An 18,232-nucleotide genomic window follows, 5' to 3' on the forward strand; every position below is an offset into this window, starting at 1 on the left:
CGCTCGGTCCTGGTCATGCCTGGCGACATGCCCCTGCGAGCCGTCGGCTTCGTCCCGCTGTTCTTGGGCGGTTCTGGCGCAGGTGATCGGCTGTGGCATTTTCTGACCTGCTGGCGGCTGCGGCCCGGCGATACCCCGCCGGGGTGCCGCTGGTGCGGCCCCGCAGCTATAGGCGCGTGCCCGGCTGAGAAGGCAGCCCCGTGACAGGACCGCCGCGCCGGGCTAGTCTGGCGCCATGCCCGATTACGACGACCTTGCCGCCCGCATCCGCGCCCTGACCCATGGCGAGACCGACGAGGTCGCGCTGATGGCGACGCTGGCCTGCGAAATCCACCACTCGGACGCGCGCTTCGACTGGACCGGCTTCTATCGCGTCACCGCGCCCAAGATGCTGAAGATCGGCCCCTACCAGGGCGGCCACGGCTGCCTGGTGATCCCGTTCTCGCGCGGGGTCTGCGGTGCCGCGGCGCGGACGCGGCAGGTCCAGCTGGTGCCCGATGTCGAGGCGTTTCCCGGCCATATCGCCTGCGCCAGCTCGACCCGCTCGGAACTGGTGATCCCGGTGGTGGGCAAGGACGAGCGGCTGATCGGCGTGCTTGACATCGACAGCGACCGCCCGGACGCTTTCACGCAGGACGATGCCGACCGCTTGCAGGAGATCCTGGATGACACATTCGGACGTGACCGCGTTTACCGGCCATTGCCTTTGCGGCGCGATCCGGTTCCGCGGCACCCATGACGCCACGAACGACCTGAAGGCCTGCCATTGCAGCCAGTGCCGGCGCTGGTCGGGGCATTACTGGGCGGCGATCCTGCCCAGCTCGCTGGAGATCGAGGGCGAGCCCAGATGGTATCGCGCCTCGGACTTCGCCCGGCGCGGCTTTTGCCCGGACTGCGGCAGCTCGCTGTTCTGGCAGCGCGACGGCTCGGACATCATCGACGTGGCGGCGGGCGCCATCGACAGCCCGACCGGGCTGCGGCTGCTGGGCCATATCTTCGTCGCCGACAAGGGCGACTATTACGACATCGCCGACGGGCTGCCGCAAGACCCGCGCGAATAGTTGACGCGCCGCGCCGCCCGGCCTAGGCGGCAGGAAAAGGGGGCGCGCGATGATCTGGGACACCTTGGCGAATTTTCCGCTGCAACAGCTGCTGGCCTTCATGGCCGGGGCATTGGTGCTGAACCTGGCGCCGGGGCAGGACGTGTTCTTCGCCAGCGCCTGCGGCATCCAGAACGGGCCGCGTGCGGGCGCGCTGGCCGGTTTCGGCGTCGGGCTGGGCGTGATCTGCCATGTGGCGATGGCGACCGTGGGCCTTGGCGCGCTGGTCGCCGCCCATCCCGGCGCGCTGGTCGCGATCAAATATGTCGGCGCCGCCTATCTGCTGTTCCTGGCCTGGAAAAGCTGGAACGCGGGCGAGGTCGATCCCCGCGCCCGTGCCGCCAGCCGGCCCTGGAACATCATCCGCCGCGGCGCGCTGTCGAACCTGCTCAACCCCAAGCCGGTGCTGTTCCTGCTGGCCTTCCTGCCGCAATTCACCAAGCCGGAATACGGCCCGGTCTGGCAGCAGATCCTGGGGCTGGGGCTGATGTTCACCCTGTCGGGCACGCTGGTGACGATAGGTTACGGCGTGGTCGGCGGCTTGGCCGGCCATGTGATCGGCAAGCGGCTGGGCATCGTGAACCGCATCGCCGCGGTGATGTTCGCGGGCCTTGCCCTGCGGCTGGTCTGGAAATGAGCTTCCTCTACCAGCCCACCGACCAACAGCCGCGCGTGATCCATGCCGATCACGAGATCCTGGTGGTCGAGAAGCCGGCGGGCCTGCTTTCGGTCCCCGGCCGCGGCGAGGATCGCGCCGATTGCCTGATCGAGCGGCTGCGCGCCGCCTTCCCGACCGTGTTGCTGGTGCATCGGCTGGACATGGACACCTCGGGCGTCATGGTCTTTGCCCTGACGCCGCATGCGCAGCGCCACCTGTCCAAGCAATTCGAGGATCGGCGGACGAAAAAGACCTATGTCGCGCGGCTCTGGGGCCGGCTCGAGCCGAAGACCGGGACGGTGGACCTGCCGCTGATCGTCGACTGGCCGAACCGCCCGCGGCAGAAGGTCGATCACGAACAGGGCCGGCCGGCGCAGACCGAATGGCGGGTGGTCAAGGCCAGCGATGCCGAGACGCGGGTGCGGCTGATGCCCGTCACCGGCCGCAGCCACCAGCTGCGCGTGCATATGGCCGCGCTGGGCCATCCGATCCTGGGCGATCCGCTTTATGCCACCGGCGCGGCGGCGGATTTCCCGCGGCTGATGCTGCATGCCGAAAGCCTGCGCTTCAAGCATCCCGAAACCGGGGTGATGCAAGGCTTTACCGCGCCCGCCCCGTTCTAGTTCACGCAGGTTTCATGCCCGAACCCGCCGCCCTCGCGTAAGCTTGCAAAAGAACCAACGAGGAGGGAGAGATGTTCAGGACCGATATGACCCGCCGCGGTGCCATGATGCTGGGCGGCGCCTTGCCCATGGCGCTGGTGCTGCCGGCCCATGCCCAGACCGCCCCCGCCCAGCCTGCGGCCGAGGCGCCGGCCTTTCCGGGCCGGGCCCACACCATCCAGCTGGGCGGCTTCCAGGTGACGACGCTGCTGGGCGGCGGCGGCATGAGCGACAACCCGATCGAGACCTTCGGCCTGAATGCCGAGCCGGCCGAGTTCGAAAGCCTCAGTGCCGAGAATTTCATTCCCGCCGACCGCAGCGGCGGCTCCTATACCATGACGCTGGTGCGCACCGCCGATGCGCTGGTGCTGTTCGACGCGGGCATGGTTCCCGCGAACAACGCCGCCTCGCTGGCGCAGGCCGGCGTCAAGCCCGAGGACGTGACCCATGTCGTGCTGACCCATATGCATGGCGACCATGTCAGCGGGCTGATGGATGGCGACAGCCCGGCCTTTCCCAACGCCCAGCTGATCCTGCCCCGCCCCGAGAACGACTATTGGGCGGCCAATCCCAGCGAGGCCTATACCGCCAAGGTGGTGCCGCTGCTCGACAAGGCGCAGCAGATCGAGGGGACCGAGGAAATCCTGCCCGGCATCAAGGCCGAGCAGGCGCATGGCCACACCCCCGGCCATACCACCTATCTGCTGGAAAGCGACGGGCAGCGGCTGCTGATCACCGGCGACAGCTTCAACCACTATGTCTATTCGGTGCAGCGCCCGGCCTGGCATGTGCGCTTCGACGTGGACAAGGACCAGGGCGCGGCCACCCGCCAGGCGGTGCTGGCCCGGCTGGCCGAACAGAGGATCCCCTTCATCGGCTATCACATGCCCTTCCCGGCGCTGGGTTTCATCGCCCCGAACGGCGAGGGTTCCTATCGCTTCGTGCCCGCGACCTATCAATTCGCCGGCTGACGGCCTTCGCGCCACGGCAGGCTCCGTGGCCCGACAGGGGCCGAGAAAATCGTTCACAATTTGTTCCGTCCTGCTAGGCTCATGCGTGGAGTTCTTGCAGGAGAGGCGCGATGCCAGATCAACAGGCCAGATTCGAGGCGCTGAAGGCGCTGCACCAGGGGGATGGCGCCTTCGTCATGCCCAACCCCTGGGATGCCGGCTCAGCGCGGCTGCTGGCGAGCCTGGGATTCCAGGCGCTGGCCACGACCAGCGCCGGCTATGCCTTTTCCAGGGGCAAGCTGGATTCCATCGCCGGTCTCGTGCGCGACGAGATCCTGGACAACGCCGCCGAGATCGTGCGCGCGACCAAGCTGCCGGTCTCGGCCGATCTGCAGGACGGTTTCGGCGCCGCGCCCGAGACCTGCGCCGAAACCATCCGGCTGGCTTGCGAAGTCGGGCTGGTCGGCGGCTCGATCGAGGATGCGACGGGCGATGCCGCCAATCCGATCCACGACCTGTCCCTGGCGGTCGAGCGCGTCCAGGCCGCGGCAGAGGCGGCGCGGGGCCTGCCCTTCCTGCTGACGGCGCGGGCCGAGAACTTCCTTTGGGACCGCCCCGACCTGGGCGACACGATCCGGCGACTGCAAGCCTTTTCCGCCGCCGGGGCGGATGTGCTTTATGCGCCGGGGCTGCCGGACCTGCAGGCGATCCGCACGGTCTGCGCCGCGGTGGACAAGCCCGTCAACGTGGTCATGGGGCTGAAGGGCCCGACCTGGTCGGTGGCCGAGCTGGCGCAGGCCGGGGTGCGGCGGATCAGCGTCGGCGGCTCTTTCGCGCGGGCGGCGCTGGGTGCGCTGATGCGTGCCGCCCAGGAGGTCCGATCCGCCGGCACCTTCACCTATGCCGCCGAGGCCCTGCCCGGCGCGACGGTCGCCCGGATCATGGCGCCGGGCGACGGGGGGATCTAGCCCAGGTTGAACACGCGCGAGGGCTGCACCTCGCCGCCCATGTAGCGGCCAATGCAGAGCGCGCGGCCATTGCGGCTGACCCAGACCTCCTCGCCGAATTCGGCATGGCCCAGCACCTGGCCGGGATTGCCGTTCAGGATGCGGGTGGCGCCGATCTCGGTCGCCTGCATCTCGGGCAGGTCGGCCAGCGCGGATTGCAGGGGCAGCAGCGCCGCCTCGATCTCAGCCTGGTTGGCGCGGTCGATTCGGTCGAAGGCGATGCCGTCATCGGCCTCGAACGGCCCCGACCAGATGCGGCGCAGCTGCGCGACATGGCCCAGGCAGCCCAGCTTGCGGCCCAGGTCGCGGGCGATGCTGCGCACATAGCCGCCCTTGCCGCAGACCATGCGCAGCGCGGCACTGTCGCGGGTCGCGCCCAGCAGCTCCAGCGATTCCACCCAGAGCGGCCGGGCGGCCAGCTCCACCACCTCGCCCTCGCGCGCCAGGTCATAGGCCCGCGCGCCATCGACGCGCACGGCCGAGACGGCAGGGGGAACCTGCATGATCTCGCCGGTGAACTCCGGCAGCGCGGCGCGGATCGCCGCCTCGTTCGGGCGCGCGTCGCTGGTTTTGACCACCTGGCCCGAGGCGTCGTCACTTGCGGTTTCGGCGCCCCAGGCCACGGTGAAGTCATAGGCTTTCAGCGCCTCGGCCAGGATCGGCACGGTCTTGGTCGCCTCTCCCAGCGCCACGGCCAGCACGCCGGTCGCGTCCGGGTCCAGCGTCCCGGCATGGCCGGCCTTCTTCGCGTCCAGCGCCCAGCGGACCTTGCTGACCACATCGGTCGAGCCGATGCCCGCCGGCTTGTCCACGATCAGCCAACCGTGGATCTCGCGTCCCTTTTTTCGCGCCATTCTAGTTCTGTCCTACATATCCGATGATCGGCCCCAGCCGCCGCCCGAAATCGGCGCGGCCCAGGCTCGGGGCGTATAGCCGCGAAATCGAGCCGTCGAAATACAGCGCATCCTGCGCCCCCAGCCCGTCGCGGAACAGCCGGCCGAATTCGTGGAACGTCACCGCCCGGTCCGAGATGGCGAACCACGCCGTCTGCCCGTCCGGCGAGACGCCGACGCCGTTCCTGACATAGCGGCTGTCGCTGTCCACCAGGAAACGCGGATGCAGCGCGCCGTCGATGACCAGCATCGGCCCCGATTGCGTGGCGATGCGGCAGTCCGGGGCGGCCCTGGCAAAGGCCCGGCTCTCGATCACCTGATAGGGCCGCGCGCCGCCGGTGCAGAAGACGCCGTTCGGCAGCATGCCGAAATTGCCGCCGCCGCCGGCCGTCACCAGCCCGTGCTGGCTGACGCCGTCGCTGACGTAAAGCCCGACCGGGGTGAAATCCGGGTGATACATGCCGGCATTCATGGCAAAGCCCAGCACCTCGCCCTCGGCCAGCGTGCGGCGGACGGCGGTGAAATCGCCCAAGACCCGGCCGTCGGGGCCGTTCAGCCACAGCCGCAGCCCCGGCTCCTGCCCGGCCGTCAGCGTGCAGATCACATAGCCCTGCCCGTCGAAGTCGCGCTTTTCGCAGATCCCGGCCATGGCGGGCAGGGTTATGGCGATCAGCGCACCAAGGGCCAGGCCCAGCCGGCGCTTGAGGTCAATCTTCATCGTCTTCCGGGTGCGATTCGACGTCGCGGCGCACCCGGTCCTCGGACAAGAGCCGGCGGGTGTCGTCCATGCGGTCGAAGGTCTCGTCCAAGACAAAGCGCAGCTGCGGCGCGTATTTCAGCGTCATCGCCTTGGCGACCAGGTGGCGCAGCTCGCCCGCGTTGCGGCGCAGCGCGGCCAGCGCCTCTTCGGCGCCCTGCCCGCCCAGGGGCAGCACATAGGCCGTCGCGACCTTGAGGTCGGGCGAGGTCCGCACCTCTCCGACCGTGATCGAATGCCGGTTCAGGTCGGGATCGTGGACATCCCCCCGCAGGAGGACGTCGGAAAGCGTGCGGCGGATCAGCTCGCCCACGCGAAGCTGGCGCTGCGAGGGGCCGGTGCCGGAATGAAAGCGGTTCTGTGCCATGCGCGCAGATGTAGGGGGTCGCGGCCCGCGCCGCAACGGGATAGACATGCCGCAAACGGGGGATCGAGCATGGAAAAACCGGGAATCGTCATCACGGGCGCGTCGGGCCGCATGGGGCAGATGCTGGTGCGCACCATTCTGGGGTCGGACCAGGCCCGTCTTGTCGGTGCCATCGAGCGCGAGGGCAGCCCCTGGATCGGCCGCGACCTGGGCGAGGCGATGGGCGGCGCGGCGCTGGGAATCACCGTCACCGACGACGCGGTCGAGGCCATCGCCAAGGCGCAGGCGGTGATCGACTTCACCGCCCCGGCGGCGACGGTGGCCTTTGCCGAGCTGACCGCGCAGGCCCGCGCCGTGCATGTGATCGGCACCACGGGATTCGAGCCCGCGGACCTGGACAAGCTGCGTGCCGCCGCCCGTCACGCGCCGATCATCCGCGCCGGCAACATGAGCCTGGGCGTGAACCTGCTGGTCGGCCTGACCCGCAAGGTCGCCGCCGCGCTCGGCGAGGATTGGGACGTCGAGGTGGTCGAGGCGCATCACAACCGCAAGGTCGATGCGCCCTCGGGCACCGCCCTGATGCTGGGCGAGGCCGCCGCCGCCGGGCGCGGCCACAGCCTGGACGAACTGCGCACCCCGGCGCGCGAAGGCATCACCGGCGCCCGTGCGCCCGGCTCCATCGGCTTTTCCGCTATCCGCGGCGGCGACATCGTGGGCGAGCATGACGTGATCTTCGCCACGACGGGCGAGCGGGTGGTGCTGCGCCATGTCGCCACCGACCGCGCCATCTTTGCCCGCGGCGCGCTGCGTGCGGCGCTTTGGGGCCAGGACAAGGGGCCGGGCGAATACGACATGGCGGATGTGCTTGGTCTTTGAGGCTCCAGCGTCTAGGTTCACGCCATGACCCTGCTTGCGACGCTTGACGATGCCGATGCCGACCTGACCGCCTGCCTGGCGCGGGTGATGGCGGCTGTCCTGAAACCGGGCGACGTGGTGGCGTTGCAGGGGCCGGTCGGCGCCGGCAAGACCCATTTCGCCCGCGCCTTCATCCGCGCCCGCCAGGGCGAGGCGGCCGAAGAGGTGCCCAGCCCCACCTTCACCCTGGTCCAGACCTATGCCGACCCGATGGGGACCGAGATCTGGCATGCCGATCTCTACCGCCTGACCCATCCCGAGGAACTGGCCGAGCTTGGCCTCGACGAGGCCATGCGCGAGGCCATCGTGCTGGTCGAATGGCCCGAGCATGGCAGCCCGCTGGAGGGCGCGCTGACCGTGGGGCTGGAGCCCCTGGCGGATGCGCCCGACCTGCGCCGCATCACCCTGGCGGGCTCCGAGCCGCATTGGGGCCTGATGACCCGCCTGCCAGCCATCGCCCGGCTGATCCACCGCGCCGGCTGGTCCGGGGCGCGGCTCGGGCCGCTGGCGGGCGATGCTTCGTCGCGGCGCTATTTCCGGCTGGTCGAGGACGGCGGGCGCAGCGCGGTCCTGATGGATGCCTCGCCCGGCGTGACCGCGCCCTATGTTGCGATGACGCAATGGCTGCGGGCGCTGGACCTGCACGCGCCCGAGATCCTGGCCACCGACCAGGCGCAGGGCCTGCTGCTGATCGAGGATCTGGGCGACGACCTGGTCGCCCGCGTGCTGGAGCAGCGGCCCGAGCTTGCGCCCCGCATCTATGACCGCATGACCGACCTGCTGGTGCAGCTGCATGGCCACGAGCCGCCGGATTTCGTGCCGCGCCTCGACGGGCCGGAACTGGCGCATCAGGTCGGGCTTTTCGCCGAATACTACCCCCCCGCCGCCGGCGCGCCCGGCAAGGGGGCCGAGGTCGCCGCGGTGATCGAGCACCTGCATGCCAAGCTGGCCGCCGACATGCCGCCGGTGCTGGGCCTGCGCGATTTCCATGCCGAGAACGTGGTCTGGCGGGCCGATGCGCCGCTGGGCCTGTTGGATTTCCAGGACGCGGTGGCGGTGCATCCGGCCTATGACCTGGTCTCGGCCCTGCAGGACGCCCGCCGGGACGTCGCCCCCGGGATCGAGGCGGCGCAGATCGCCCGCTACATCGCCGCGACCGGGGTGGACGAGGCACGGTTTCGCGCCGCCTATGCGCTTCTGGGCGCGCAGCGCAACCTGCGCATCATGGGCATTTTCACCCGGCTGGCGCAGCGCGAAGGCAAGCGGCGCTACCTGGCGATGATGCCGCGCGTCTGGGCGGCGATCCAGCGCGACCTGGCCCATCCGGCCCTGGCGCCGCTGGCCGAGGCGCTGGAGGGCATCCCGGCCCCGACCCCCGAGGTGATCGAGGGCATCGCCGGATGACCTTGCCGCTGATGATCTTTGCCGCGGGCAAGGGCACCCGCATGGCACCGCTGACCGACAGGGTGCCGAAGCCGCTGATCGCGGTCGGTGGCCAGACGCTGCTGGATCGCGCGCTGGCCTTGGGGCGGCAGGCGGGCGTCGGGCCGGTGGCGGTGAACATCCACCACCTGGGCCAGCAGATCCGCGATCACGTCGCCGGGCAGGACATCGCCGTCTCGGACGAAGCCGACCTGCTGCTGGAGACCGGGGGCGGCTTGCGCAAGGCGCTGCCGCTGCTTGGCCCCGGCCCTGTGATCACGATGAACCCGGATGTGGTCTGGACCGGCCCGAACCCGGTCCGCGCCCTGCTGGACGGCTGGCGCGAGGACATGGACGCGCTTCTGATGCTGGTGCCGCTGGCGCGGACGCATGGCCGGCAGGGCGGCGGCGATTTCAGCCTTGGCTCTGCCGGCCGGCTGATCCGCAAGGGCGACCTGGTCTATGGCGGCGTGCAGATCATCCGCCCCGAGCGGCTGGCCGAGATCCCCGAGCAGGTGTTCTCGCTCAACCGGCTCTGGGATCTGATGATCGCCGAGGGCCGCGCTTACGGCCTGGTCCATCCCGGCGCATGGTGCGACGTGGGCCGGCCCGACTGCATCCCGCTGGCCGAGAGCCTGCTCGATGCCTGACTGGCAGAACGGCGTATTCGCCCTGCCCTGCGGCGCCGATTTTGCCGGCGGCCTGGCCGAGGGGCTGGTCCGGCGCATGGCGGACCGTCCGCCGCAGGACATGGCGCGGGTCACGGTCTATGCCAACTCCGGCCAGTCGCTGATGGCGCTGCGCCAGGCCTTCATCCGGCGCGGGCCGCTGCTTTTGCCCCGGCTGCGGCTGATCGCCGACTTGGGCGGCGGCGCGGCCACGGCGCCGCTGGCGCGCCGGCTGGAGCTGGGCCGCCTGATCGACGCCGCGCTGCGGGCCGATCCCGACCTGGCGCAGGGGCAATCGGTGCCGGAACTGGCCGCCTCGCTGGCGGCGCTGATGGCCGAGATGCAGCTCGAGGGGCTGGACGCGCAGGCGCTGGACCGCATCGACGCCAGCGAACATGCCCAGCATTGGGGCCGCGCGCTGGCCTTCCTCAAGATCGCCGCCGGCTATTACCTGTCCGACCCGCCGCAGGACCGCGAGGCCCGCCAGCGCGCCGCGGCCCAGGCGCTGGCCGCAGCCTGGGCGCGGGGCGAGGATCTGCCGCAGGGCCCGGTGGTCGTCGCCGGCTCGACCGGCTCGCATGGCGCGACGCGGGATTTCATGCGCGCCGTCGCCCGGCTGCCGATGGGCGCGGTGGTGCTGCCGGGCTTCGATGCCGACCTGCCGCAGGTGGTCTGGGACGGGCTCGACGCGCTGTCCGAGGATCACCCGCAGGCGCGCTATGCGCCGCTGCTGGCCGAGTTCGGGCCGCCCGGCGAATGGTTGCCCGGCACCGCCCCCCACCCGGCGCGCAACCGGCTGATCTCGCTGGCGCTGCGCCCGGCGCCCGTCACCGACCAATGGATCGAGGAAGGCCCGCGCCTTGGTCCGCTGGTCCCCGCGACCGAACGCCTGACCCTGATCGAGGCCGAGCAGCCGGGGCAAGAGGCCGAGGCCGTGGCGCTGATCATCCGCGAGGCGGTCGAGCGCGGCCAGCCGGTGACGCTGATCGCCGCCGACCGCATGCTGACGCGCCGCGTGCAATCGGCGCTGGACCGCTGGGGCATCATCCCCGACGATTCCGCCGGCCAGCCCTTGCCGCTGACCGCGGCCGGCCTGTTTTTGCGCCATGTCGCCGACCTGTTCGGGGCCGAGATGATGCTGGACGCGCTGCTGGTGCTGCTCAAGCACCCGGTGACGGCGACGGGCCTTGGCCCCGACTACCGGCGCGACCACAACCGCCATGCCCGCGACCTGGAACTGCACCTGCGCCGCAACGGCCCCGCCTTTCCCGACGGCGCGGCGCTGCGGGCCTGGGCGGACCGGGGCGACGGCTCCAGCAAGCCCTGGGCGCTATGGCTGGCCGAGTTGCTGGACCGCATCGTGCCGCTGGCGCAGGATCGGGCGCCGCGGCCCCTGGCGGATCGGCTGCGCGATCTGCGCGCCTTGGCCGAGGATCTGGCCGCCGGTCCCCGCGGCAGCGCCGATGCCTCCGAGCTTTGGGCCAAGGCTTCGGGCGGGCTGGCGCGGTCGGTGCTGGACCACCTGGCCGCCCATGCGCATCTGGGCCATGACCTGCGGCCGGGCGAGTTTTGCGACCTGCTTTACGACGAATTGCAGGGACAGGCGGTGCGGCAGGACGTGGCCGCCCATCCGCTGGTCCGCTTTCGCGGCCCGCGCGAGGCCCGCACCGAGGCGGTGGACGAGGCCGCCGGCTTGGTGATCCTGTCCGGGCTGAACGAGGGCGGCTGGCCGCAGGCCCTGCCCCCCGATCCGTGGCTGTCGCGGCCGATGCGGCTGGCCGCCGGGCTGACCCTGCCCGAACGCCAGGTGGGCCTGGCCGCGCATGACTTCCAGCAGGCAGTTGGCGCGGGCCGGGTGGTGCTGACCCGCGCCCGCCGCGATGCCGAGGCCGAGACCATCCCCTCGCGCTGGCTGAACCGGCTGGTGAACCTGCTGGGCGGGCTGCCCGATCAGCAGGGGCCGCAGGCGCTGGCGGCGATGCGGGATCGCGGCCGCCATTGGCTGGACCTGGCCGAGTTGCAGGCCCGGCCGCGGATGCGGCTGGCGCCGGCGCATCGCCCCTCGCCCATCCCGCCGCCGCCGGCGCTGCGCGAACTGTCGGTGACCGAGGTCAGGACGCTGATCCGCGACCCCTATGCCGTCTATGCCCGCCGCGTGCTGGGCCTGCGCGCGCTGGACCCCTTGCGCCCCGAACCCGACGCGGCCGAACGCGGCAACGTGCTGCATCACATCATGGACCGTTTCCTGCGCGGCCTGCCCGACCTGCCCGAGGCGCCGCAGGTCATGGCGGCGCGGCTGCTTTCCATCACTGATGCGGTGCTGGAGGCCGAGGTGCCCTGGCCCTCGGCCCGGCTGTTCTGGCGCGCGCGCATCGCCGGCATCGCCGAGCGGCTGATGGCGGACGAGGCCGCAAGGCTGGCGCGCGGCCGGCCGATCCTGGTCGAGGAATATGGCGAACAGGGCGTCCCCGGCCTGGATTTCCGCCTGATCGCCCGGCCCGACCGGCTGGACCTGCTGCAGGATGGCCGGGTGCATGTCTATGACTACAAGTCCGGCAAGCCGCCCTCGGACAAGCAGATCGCGCATTTCGACAAGCAATTGCCGCTCGAGGCCGCCATGGTCCGGCACGGCGCCTTCAAGGCGCTGGGACCGGCCGAGGTCGAGGGCATCAGCTATATCCAGCTGGGCGGCGAGGGAAAGACCGAGCCGCGCGAGTTCAGCCCCGGCTTCGCCGAGGAAACCTGGGCCGGCTTCGTCACCCTGATCCGCCGCTATCTGGGCGGCGAGCGCGGCTTTACCGCGCGGCTGGCGATGGAGCGGTCCGACCATGCCAGCGACTACGACCACCTGTCGCGGCATGGCGAATGGGACACGACCGAAATCCCCCAGCCGCAGAGGTTCGCCGATGATGGATGAGGCGACGCTGGCGCAGGTGCGGGCGGCGGACCCGCATCGCTCGACCTGGCTGACGGCCAACGCCGGCTCGGGCAAGACGCGGGTGCTGACCGACCGGGTGGCGCGGCTGCTCTTGGCCGGGACCGCGCCCGAGCGCATCCTGTGCCTGACCTATACCAAGGCCGCGGCGACCGAGATGCAGAACCGCCTGTTGGCGCGGCTGGGCCAATGGGCCATGCTGCCCGAACCGGCGCTGCGCGCGGAACTGGCGCGGCTGGGCGAGGCGGGCGCCCCCGACCTGCCCGCCGCGCGCCGGCTGTTCGCCCGCGCCATCGAGACGCCGGGCGGCCTCAAGGTCCAGACCATCCACAGCTTCTGCGCGGGCGTCCTGCGCCGCTTTCCGATCGAGGCCGGGGTGCCGCACGGCTTCACCGAGCTTGACGACCGCAGCGCCGCGCTGATCCGGGCCGAGATCATCGAGGAAATGGCCCGAGACCATGCGCCCGAGCTGGAAGACCTGCTGGCCTTGCATTCGGGCGAAAAGCTTGACGCTTTCCTCGCCGGTCTGCGGGGGTTCGATGCCCCCGCGGACCGGGACGCGCTCTGGGCGGCTTGCGGGCTGGTGCCGGGCGAGGACATGCGGGCGCTCCTGGCGGAATGCTTCGCCGATGGCGCCACGGTCGTCGCCGCGCTGGTCCCGCATCTGCTGAAAGGCAGCACCACCGACCAGAAGGCGGCGGCGAAGCTTGGCCCCGGCAACTGGACGCAGCCGGGCCTGGCGGAACTGGCGATCCTCGAATCCGTGCTGCTGACCGGCGCCGGCGCCAAGGAGCCCTTTACCGCGAAATACGACAGCTTCCCGACCAAGGCGCTGCGCAGCGGCCCCTGCGCCGACCTGCTCGACGACCTGGCGATCCTGATGGAACGGGTCGAATCCGCCCGCCCCCGCCGCATCGCCTTGGCCCATGCCGAGCGCACGCTGGCGCTGCACCGTTTCGGCCATGGCTTCCTGACCCGCTACCGGGCGCAGAAGGCGGCGCATGGCCACCTGGATTTCGACGACCTGATCGACCGCACCGCGCGGCTTCTGTCGGAAAACAGCATGGCGCAATGGGTGCTGTTCCGGCTGGACGGCGGCATCGACCATATCCTGGTCGACGAGGCGCAGGACACCAGCCCGGCGCAATGGCAGGTGATCGAGCGGCTGACGGACGAGTTCACCGCCGGCCAGGGCGCGCGGCCCGGCAGCCGCAGCCTGTTCGTGGTGGGCGACCCCAAGCAGTCGATCTACAGCTTCCAGGGCGCCGACATCGCGGTGTTCGAGGCCCGCCGCACCGGCTTTGCGCAAGCCTTCCAGGCGGTGCAGAACCCGATGCAGGTTCTGGAGCTGCGGCATTCCTTCCGCAGCTCGACCGCGATCCTGTCGCTGGTCGACCAGGTCTTTGCCGGCGACGCGGCGCGCGGCCTGGGCGATCCGCCGCAGCACCGCGCCTTTCGCACCGGGATGCCGGGCCGGGTGGACCTGTGGCCGGCGATCCCCAAGCCCGACAAGCCCGAGCCCGGCGACTGGACCGACCCGGTGGACCAGCCGGCCGAGAATTCGGAAACCGTGCAGCTGGCCCGCGCCATCGCCCGCGCCGTGGACGAGATGCTGGGCCAGCCGATCCTGGACGCCAAGACCGGCCAGCGGCGCCGCATCCGCGCCGGCGACGTGCTGATCCTGGTCCAGCGCCGCTCGGAACTGTTTGCCGAGATCATCGCGGCGCTGAAATCGGCGAACCTGCCCGTCGCCGGCGCCGACCGGCTGAAGCTGGCCGGGGAAATGGCGGTGCAGGACATTCGCGCCCTCTTGTCGGTGCTGGCCACGCCCGAGGACGACCTGTCGCTGGCCGCCTGCCTGCGCTCGCCGCTGTTCGGCCTGACCGAGGAGCAGCTTTATCGCCTCGCCGCCGGGCGCAAGCGTGGCGAATACCTGTGGCGGCGGCTGCGGGAATCGACGCATCGCCATGCGGTGGATGTGCTGGCCGACCTGATGGGCCAGACCGGCTTCATGCGGCCCTATGACCTGGTCCAGCGCCTGCTGATCCGCCACGGCGGGCGCGAGCGGCTGATCGCCCGGCTGGGCCCCGAGGCGCAGGACGGCATCGACGAGCTGCTGTCGCAGGCGCTGAGCTATGAAAGCTCGGAGACGCCCTCGCTGACCGGCTTCCTGGTCTGGCTGACCGGCGACGATGTCGAGGTCCGCCGCCAGCCCGGCTCGGCCGGGGATGGCGAGGGGCTGATCCGGGTGATGACCGTGCATGGCTCGAAAGGGCTGGAAAGCCCCATCGTCATCATGCCCGACGCCGCCAAGCGCAAGCCCCCGCGCGAGGCGCCGGTGCTGCCCGGCCCGGACGGGCTGGCGCTGTGGCGCGGCCGCAAGGGCGAGCGGCCCGATCCGGTCGAGGAACTGGCCGCCGCCCAGACCGAGCGGCAGCTGCAGGAACGCAAGCGGCTGCTCTATGTCGGCCTGACCCGCGCCGAAAGCTGGCTGATCGTTGCCGCGGCGGGCGAGACCGGCCAGGGCGAGGACAGCTGGCACGCCATGGTCGAGGCCGGGCTGGGCCGCTCCGACCTGGCCCAGGCGCGCCTGCCCGCGCCCTGGGGGGGCGAGATCCGCCGGCTGTCCTTTGGCGACTGGCCCGAGGACGCGCCGGATGCGGTGCCGGCCGAAAGGCCGGTGCTGGCCGAGCCGGACTGGCTGCGCGCGCCCCCGCCCCCCGCGCCCGAAAAGCTGCGCCCCGTCGCCGCGACGGCTCTGGGCGGCGCCAAGGTGATCGGCGCGCCCGGCGAAGGCGATGCCGCGGCGGCGATGCTGTTCGGCACGCGGCTGCATCTGCTGCTGGAGCATCTGCCGGGCCGCGATCCCGCCGAATGGCCCGATCTGGCCCGCGACGTGCTGGCCGATGCCGAGGGCGGCCTGCCGGCCCCCGAGGAACTGGCGGCGCTGCTGGCCGAGGCGCGCGCGGTGATCGAGGCGCCGGACCTGGCGCAGGTCTTTGCGCTTTCCGACGCGGCCGAGGTGATGGCCGAGGTAGCGCTGGCCGCGCCGGTGCCGGGCATCGGCATCCTGACCGGGGCGGTGGACCGGCTGGTGGTCGAGCCCGGCCGCATCCTGGCGGTGGACTACAAGTCGAACCGCGAGGTGCCGGGGACGCCGCAGGCGGTGCCGCTGGGCATCCTGCGACAGATGGCCGCCTATCGCGCGGCTTTGCGGTCGATCTGGCCGCAGGCGCGGGTCGAGGTTGCGGTGCTTTGGACGGCTGCGCGCAGCCTGATGGCGCTGCCCGACGACTTGCTGGATCGGGTGATGGCGGGCCTTGACCCCAACCGCCCCGGTGCCTAGCTGTTGACGGATACGCCCTGCCGGCCCTGCCGGCACATTGCAGGAGAGCCCGATGGCCAACACCCAAGCCGTTTCCGACGCCGAATTCGACAGCGAAGTCCGTCAGTCCCCGACCCCGGTCGTGGTCGATTTCTGGGCCGAATGGTGCGGGCCTTGCCGCCAGATCGGCCCCTCGCTGGAAGAGCTGGCCGCCGAATACGAGGGCCGGGTCAAGATCGTCAAGGTCAACGTGGACGAGAACCCCGAAAGCCCCGCCGCGCTTGGCGTGCGCGGCATCCCGGCGCTGTTCCTGTTCAAGGACGGCCAGGTCGTGTCGAACAAGATCGGCGCCGCGCCCAAGGCCGCGCTGAAGGCCTGGATCGACGAATCCATCTGATTTCAGGTGCCGGGGGCGGTCCCGATCGGCCAGCCGCCCCGGCGCATCGCCGCCAGGATCCGCGCGCCTGCCTCGGGCCGCGTGGCGTTGATGGCTTTTTCCTGAAGAAACCAGAACAGGTAGCGGTCGAAATCCGGCGCATGGGTTTCGGCCTGCGCCAGCGCCTCGGCCGCGCCCAGCTGGGCGACGTTCAGCGCGATGTGGTGGAAGTCGATCTGGGCGAACAGCACCGCCGGCTTGCCCAGCAGGTAGCCGTCGAAGGCCACCGCGCTGTTCTGTGTCGCGACAACGGCGCAGTCGCGCAAGAGCCGCATGCTGTCGCCACCGATGGTCAGGTTCGGATGGCGCGCCGCCAGCCCGGCCAGCGCCGCGCGGTCGGCATCGTCGTAGCCTTCCCTTGGGTGCAGCGTGGCGGTGGTGGGCCGGCCGGTGGCGGCGACCGCCTCGAGCATCTCGATGGGGCTCATGGTCTGGAACGAGCGGCAGCGGCGGATATGGCCTTGCAGCGGCACCAGCACCGCATCGCCGCGCCGGGGCGGCGGCCCCGGCAGCACGCGGGCGCGCAGCCGGTCGGCGAAGCTGCGCGCGGCCTCGGGGTCGATGGCCGCGGGGTCGTGGCGGCTTTGCGCGACCTGGAAGCGCCAGCGTTGCGGCACCGGCTCGATCTGCCAGAACGGGTAGTGATAGGCGCGGCGAAAGGTCAGGGCGCGCGCATGGGTCGGCGCCTCCATGTGAAACAGCGCGTAGCCGTCGCGCAGGGGCGCGGCCATGCGGGCCGCGGCGCCGGTCTTGTGCCATTCGACGCGCCAGCCCGCGTCCTCGACCGCCCGGCGCAGCACGGCCATGAAGTTGAAGCTGCCCGCCCGCGCCGTTTCCAGCATCGAGCCTTCCAGGTAGACGCGCAGGACGGGGGCGTGGGTCATGGCCGGCACGCTAGCGGCTGGCGCGGCGTGGCGGAAGGGGGCGGGTTGCGAAAGCCCCGGCCGGCCCATATCTGACCCCGCAGGCGAGAGATCGGAGAGAGGCATGTCCGAAGACAAATTTCCCGGCTGGCACGGCACCACCATCCTGGCGGTGCGACGCGGCGGCCGCGTGGTCGTCGCCGGGGACGGCCAGGTCAGCGTCGGCCAGACGGTGATGAAGGGCACGGCGCGCAAGGTGCGCCGGCTGAGCCCCGGCGGGCATGAGGTGGTGGTGGGCTTTGCCGGCTCGACCGCGGACGCCTTTACCCTGCTCGAACGGCTGGAGAAGAAGCTCGAGGCGGCGCCCGGCCAGTTGGCGCGGGCCTGCGTCGACCTGGCCAAGGACTGGCGCATGGACAAATACCTGCGTAACCTGGAGGCCATGTTGATCGTGACCGACGGGCGCGACATCTTCGTGGTGACGGGGGCCGGTGACGTGCTGGAGCCCGAGCATGACGTGGCCGCCATCGGTTCGGGCGGCAATTTCGCCCTGGCCGCGGCGCGCGGGCTGATGGAGGGCGACCTGGATGCCGAGGCGGTGGCGCGCAAGGCCATGGCGATCGCGGCGGATATCTGCGTCTATACCAACGGCAACCTGACGGTCGAGGTTCTGGGCTAGCGGGGGCTTCGCCCCCCGCCCCGCAAGCCCCTCGACGGGGCTTGCGGGGCGTCCCCCAGGGTATTTGTGCAACGGAGAAAGCAGGCAGGCGCCGGGTTCAGGCGCCTTCCTTTGCCGCCAGCCCTTGCAGCAGCGCCAGGCGGTCGCGGCGGAAATCGCCGGAGCCGGTGGCTAGCCCCTGCATGGCGCGCACGAAGAACTGGCGGTAGTCCTGCGCCTTTTCGCACCAGGCCAGCAGCTTGACGCCCTGCGGCGGGTGGACCAGCGCCAGCGGCAGGACCGTTCGCTGCGTTTCATTGCCGGCAAGGTCGGCATAGCCGAAGGCGACCGGCCGGCATGCGCGCATCGCCGCATGCAGCAGCGCCAGGTCGGCGGCGGCCGCTTGGGGCATGTCCTCGCGGTAATGGGCGGCGGGGCGCACGTCCAGCTTGCGATAGAGGCGCAGGAGCAACGCGCCCTCGGGGTCGGCCTGTTGCAGCCGGTCCATCGCCGCGCGGGCGGCGGCGGCATGCACCGGATCGCCGCGATGATCCGCCAGCGCCAGGCCGCGCAGCGCGGCGTCGCGCAGTTCCGGGTCGAGCGCCGGCGCGGCGGG

The 18,232-nt window shown here is 71.2% G+C and carries 18 protein-coding genes; 13 read left to right on the forward strand and 5 right to left on the reverse strand.

Annotation, left to right across the window (positions count from 1 at the left end; genetic code table 11):
- The first annotated feature begins 235 nt into the window (after nucleotides 1-235).
- The 6 genes from FE811_RS01035 to FE811_RS01060 all read left to right on the forward strand — a co-directional run bounded on the left by FE811_RS01035 (nucleotide 236) and on the right by FE811_RS01060 (nucleotide 4,338).
- Nucleotides 236-739, forward strand: a complete 504-nt coding sequence (locus FE811_RS01035) for a GAF domain-containing protein (RefSeq protein ID WP_116223222.1) — start codon at nucleotides 236-238, stop codon at nucleotides 737-739.
- Complete coding sequence (locus FE811_RS01040; protein WP_036753757.1) at nucleotides 666-1,061, forward strand: GFA family protein; 396 nt, start codon at nucleotides 666-668, stop codon at nucleotides 1,059-1,061. The genes FE811_RS01035 and FE811_RS01040 overlap by 74 nt, the downstream gene beginning before the upstream one ends.
- 49 nt (nucleotides 1,062-1,110) lie before the next feature.
- Nucleotides 1,111-1,737 carry a LysE family translocator gene (locus FE811_RS01045; RefSeq protein WP_116223221.1) on the forward strand — a complete coding sequence of 209 codons (627 nt, stop codon included), beginning with the start codon at nucleotides 1,111-1,113 and terminating at the stop codon, nucleotides 1,735-1,737.
- On the forward strand, nucleotides 1,734-2,381 hold the full coding sequence (locus FE811_RS01050; RefSeq protein ID WP_116223220.1) for an RluA family pseudouridine synthase: 648 nt from the start codon (nucleotides 1,734-1,736) through the stop codon (nucleotides 2,379-2,381). Before FE811_RS01045 ends, FE811_RS01050 begins: the two co-directional genes overlap by 4 nt.
- A gap of 71 nt (nucleotides 2,382-2,452) precedes the next feature.
- The gene (locus FE811_RS01055) at nucleotides 2,453-3,391 is read left to right on the forward strand and encodes an MBL fold metallo-hydrolase (RefSeq protein ID WP_116223219.1); all 939 of its coding nucleotides are present in this window, start codon (nucleotides 2,453-2,455) and stop codon (nucleotides 3,389-3,391) included.
- Between the two features lie 110 nt (nucleotides 3,392-3,501).
- A complete protein-coding gene (locus tag FE811_RS01060; RefSeq protein WP_116223218.1) occupies nucleotides 3,502-4,338 on the forward strand; it encodes an oxaloacetate decarboxylase in 837 nt (278 codons plus the stop codon).
- Here the strand turns inward: FE811_RS01060 and truB are convergent.
- Genes truB through rbfA form a run of 3 tightly spaced genes read right to left on the reverse strand, consistent with a single transcriptional unit; the run spans nucleotide 4,335 to nucleotide 6,394 of the window.
- The gene (gene truB, locus FE811_RS01065) at nucleotides 4,335-5,231 is read right to left on the reverse strand and encodes a tRNA pseudouridine(55) synthase TruB (protein ID WP_140846477.1); all 897 of its coding nucleotides are present in this window, start codon (nucleotides 5,229-5,231) and stop codon (nucleotides 4,335-4,337) included. The two genes, FE811_RS01060 and truB, sit on opposite strands and share 4 nt — an antisense overlap.
- Nucleotide 5,232: 1 nt before the next feature.
- On the reverse strand, nucleotides 5,233-5,988 hold the full coding sequence (locus tag FE811_RS01070; protein WP_116223216.1) for a phosphodiester glycosidase family protein: 756 nt from the start codon (nucleotides 5,986-5,988) through the stop codon (nucleotides 5,233-5,235).
- Entirely contained in the window at nucleotides 5,978-6,394 is a 417-nt protein-coding gene (gene rbfA, locus FE811_RS01075) for a 30S ribosome-binding factor RbfA (protein WP_024842789.1), read from the reverse strand. The genes FE811_RS01070 and rbfA overlap by 11 nt, the downstream gene beginning before the upstream one ends.
- 69 nt (nucleotides 6,395-6,463) lie before the next feature.
- On the opposite strand from rbfA, the gene dapB reads away from it, so the two are divergent.
- From dapB to trxA, 6 genes are read left to right on the forward strand one after another with little or no spacing between them, the layout of a single operon-like run.
- Entirely contained in the window at nucleotides 6,464-7,270 is an 807-nt protein-coding gene (gene dapB / locus FE811_RS01080; protein WP_116223215.1) for a 4-hydroxy-tetrahydrodipicolinate reductase, read from the forward strand.
- Between the two features lie 24 nt (nucleotides 7,271-7,294).
- Entirely contained in the window at nucleotides 7,295-8,713 is a 1,419-nt protein-coding gene (gene tsaE, locus FE811_RS01085) for a tRNA (adenosine(37)-N6)-threonylcarbamoyltransferase complex ATPase subunit type 1 TsaE (protein ID WP_116223214.1), read from the forward strand.
- Nucleotides 8,710-9,381 carry a nucleotidyltransferase family protein gene (locus tag FE811_RS01090; RefSeq protein WP_084197007.1) on the forward strand — a complete coding sequence of 224 codons (672 nt, stop codon included), beginning with the start codon at nucleotides 8,710-8,712 and terminating at the stop codon, nucleotides 9,379-9,381. Before tsaE ends, FE811_RS01090 begins: the two co-directional genes overlap by 4 nt.
- A complete protein-coding gene (gene addB / locus FE811_RS01095; RefSeq protein WP_116223213.1) occupies nucleotides 9,374-12,316 on the forward strand; it encodes a double-strand break repair protein AddB in 2,943 nt (980 codons plus the stop codon). The genes FE811_RS01090 and addB overlap by 8 nt, the downstream gene beginning before the upstream one ends.
- Nucleotides 12,306-15,680 (forward strand): double-strand break repair helicase AddA, encoded by a 3,375-nt coding sequence (addA, locus tag FE811_RS01100; RefSeq protein ID WP_116223212.1) that lies wholly within the window; start codon nucleotides 12,306-12,308, stop codon nucleotides 15,678-15,680. Before addB ends, addA begins: the two co-directional genes overlap by 11 nt.
- A 52-nt stretch (nucleotides 15,681-15,732) precedes the next feature.
- Nucleotides 15,733-16,056 carry a thioredoxin gene (trxA, locus tag FE811_RS01105; RefSeq protein WP_011749068.1) on the forward strand — a complete coding sequence of 108 codons (324 nt, stop codon included), beginning with the start codon at nucleotides 15,733-15,735 and terminating at the stop codon, nucleotides 16,054-16,056.
- Nucleotides 16,057-16,058: 2 nt separating this feature from the next.
- Here the strand turns inward: trxA and FE811_RS01110 are convergent, their stop codons facing one another.
- Nucleotides 16,059-16,979: a hypothetical protein gene (locus FE811_RS01110; protein ID WP_116223211.1), complete on the reverse strand. Its 921-nt coding sequence runs from the start codon at nucleotides 16,977-16,979 to the stop codon at nucleotides 16,059-16,061.
- Between the two features lie 103 nt (nucleotides 16,980-17,082).
- Here FE811_RS01110 and hslV point away from each other — a divergent pair, with 103 nt between their 5' ends.
- Nucleotides 17,083-17,637: an ATP-dependent protease subunit HslV gene (hslV, locus tag FE811_RS01115; RefSeq protein ID WP_036758586.1), complete on the forward strand. Its 555-nt coding sequence runs from the start codon at nucleotides 17,083-17,085 to the stop codon at nucleotides 17,635-17,637.
- Between the two features lie 97 nt (nucleotides 17,638-17,734).
- Here the strand turns inward: hslV and FE811_RS01120 are convergent.
- The coding region (locus tag FE811_RS01120) for a WYL domain-containing protein (RefSeq protein ID WP_140846478.1) at nucleotides 17,735-18,232 on the reverse strand (498 nt) is incomplete at its 5' end.

This window comes from Paracoccus sp. FO-3, assembly GCF_006386455.1.
GTDB classification, from domain to species: domain Bacteria; phylum Pseudomonadota; class Alphaproteobacteria; order Rhodobacterales; family Rhodobacteraceae; genus Paracoccus; species Paracoccus versutus.

Bases quoted from the DNA above. Each gene is read 5' to 3' on its own strand.
- FE811_RS01035 (WP_116223222.1), top strand. From the start codon at position 236: ATGCCCGATTACGACGACCTTGCCGCCCGCATCCGCGCCCTGACCCAT.
- FE811_RS01040 (WP_036753757.1), top strand. From the start codon at position 666: ATGACACATTCGGACGTGACCGCGTTTACCGGCCATTGCCTTTGCGGC.
- FE811_RS01045 (WP_116223221.1), top strand. From the start codon at position 1,111: ATGATCTGGGACACCTTGGCGAATTTTCCGCTGCAACAGCTGCTGGCC.
- FE811_RS01050 (WP_116223220.1), top strand. From the start codon at position 1,734: ATGAGCTTCCTCTACCAGCCCACCGACCAACAGCCGCGCGTGATCCAT.
- FE811_RS01055 (WP_116223219.1), top strand. From the start codon at position 2,453: ATGTTCAGGACCGATATGACCCGCCGCGGTGCCATGATGCTGGGCGGC.
- FE811_RS01060 (WP_116223218.1), top strand. From the start codon at position 3,502: ATGCCAGATCAACAGGCCAGATTCGAGGCGCTGAAGGCGCTGCACCAG.
- truB (WP_140846477.1), bottom strand. From the start codon at position 5,231: ATGGCGCGAAAAAAGGGACGCGAGATCCACGGTTGGCTGATCGTGGAC.
- FE811_RS01070 (WP_116223216.1), bottom strand. From the start codon at position 5,988: ATGAAGATTGACCTCAAGCGCCGGCTGGGCCTGGCCCTTGGTGCGCTG.
- rbfA (WP_024842789.1), bottom strand. From the start codon at position 6,394: ATGGCACAGAACCGCTTTCATTCCGGCACCGGCCCCTCGCAGCGCCAG.
- dapB (WP_116223215.1), top strand. From the start codon at position 6,464: ATGGAAAAACCGGGAATCGTCATCACGGGCGCGTCGGGCCGCATGGGG.
- tsaE (WP_116223214.1), top strand. From the start codon at position 7,295: ATGACCCTGCTTGCGACGCTTGACGATGCCGATGCCGACCTGACCGCC.
- FE811_RS01090 (WP_084197007.1), top strand. From the start codon at position 8,710: ATGACCTTGCCGCTGATGATCTTTGCCGCGGGCAAGGGCACCCGCATG.
- addB (WP_116223213.1), top strand. From the start codon at position 9,374: ATGCCTGACTGGCAGAACGGCGTATTCGCCCTGCCCTGCGGCGCCGAT.
- addA (WP_116223212.1), top strand. From the start codon at position 12,306: ATGATGGATGAGGCGACGCTGGCGCAGGTGCGGGCGGCGGACCCGCAT.
- trxA (WP_011749068.1), top strand. From the start codon at position 15,733: ATGGCCAACACCCAAGCCGTTTCCGACGCCGAATTCGACAGCGAAGTC.
- FE811_RS01110 (WP_116223211.1), bottom strand. From the start codon at position 16,979: ATGACCCACGCCCCCGTCCTGCGCGTCTACCTGGAAGGCTCGATGCTG.
- hslV (WP_036758586.1), top strand. From the start codon at position 17,083: ATGTCCGAAGACAAATTTCCCGGCTGGCACGGCACCACCATCCTGGCG.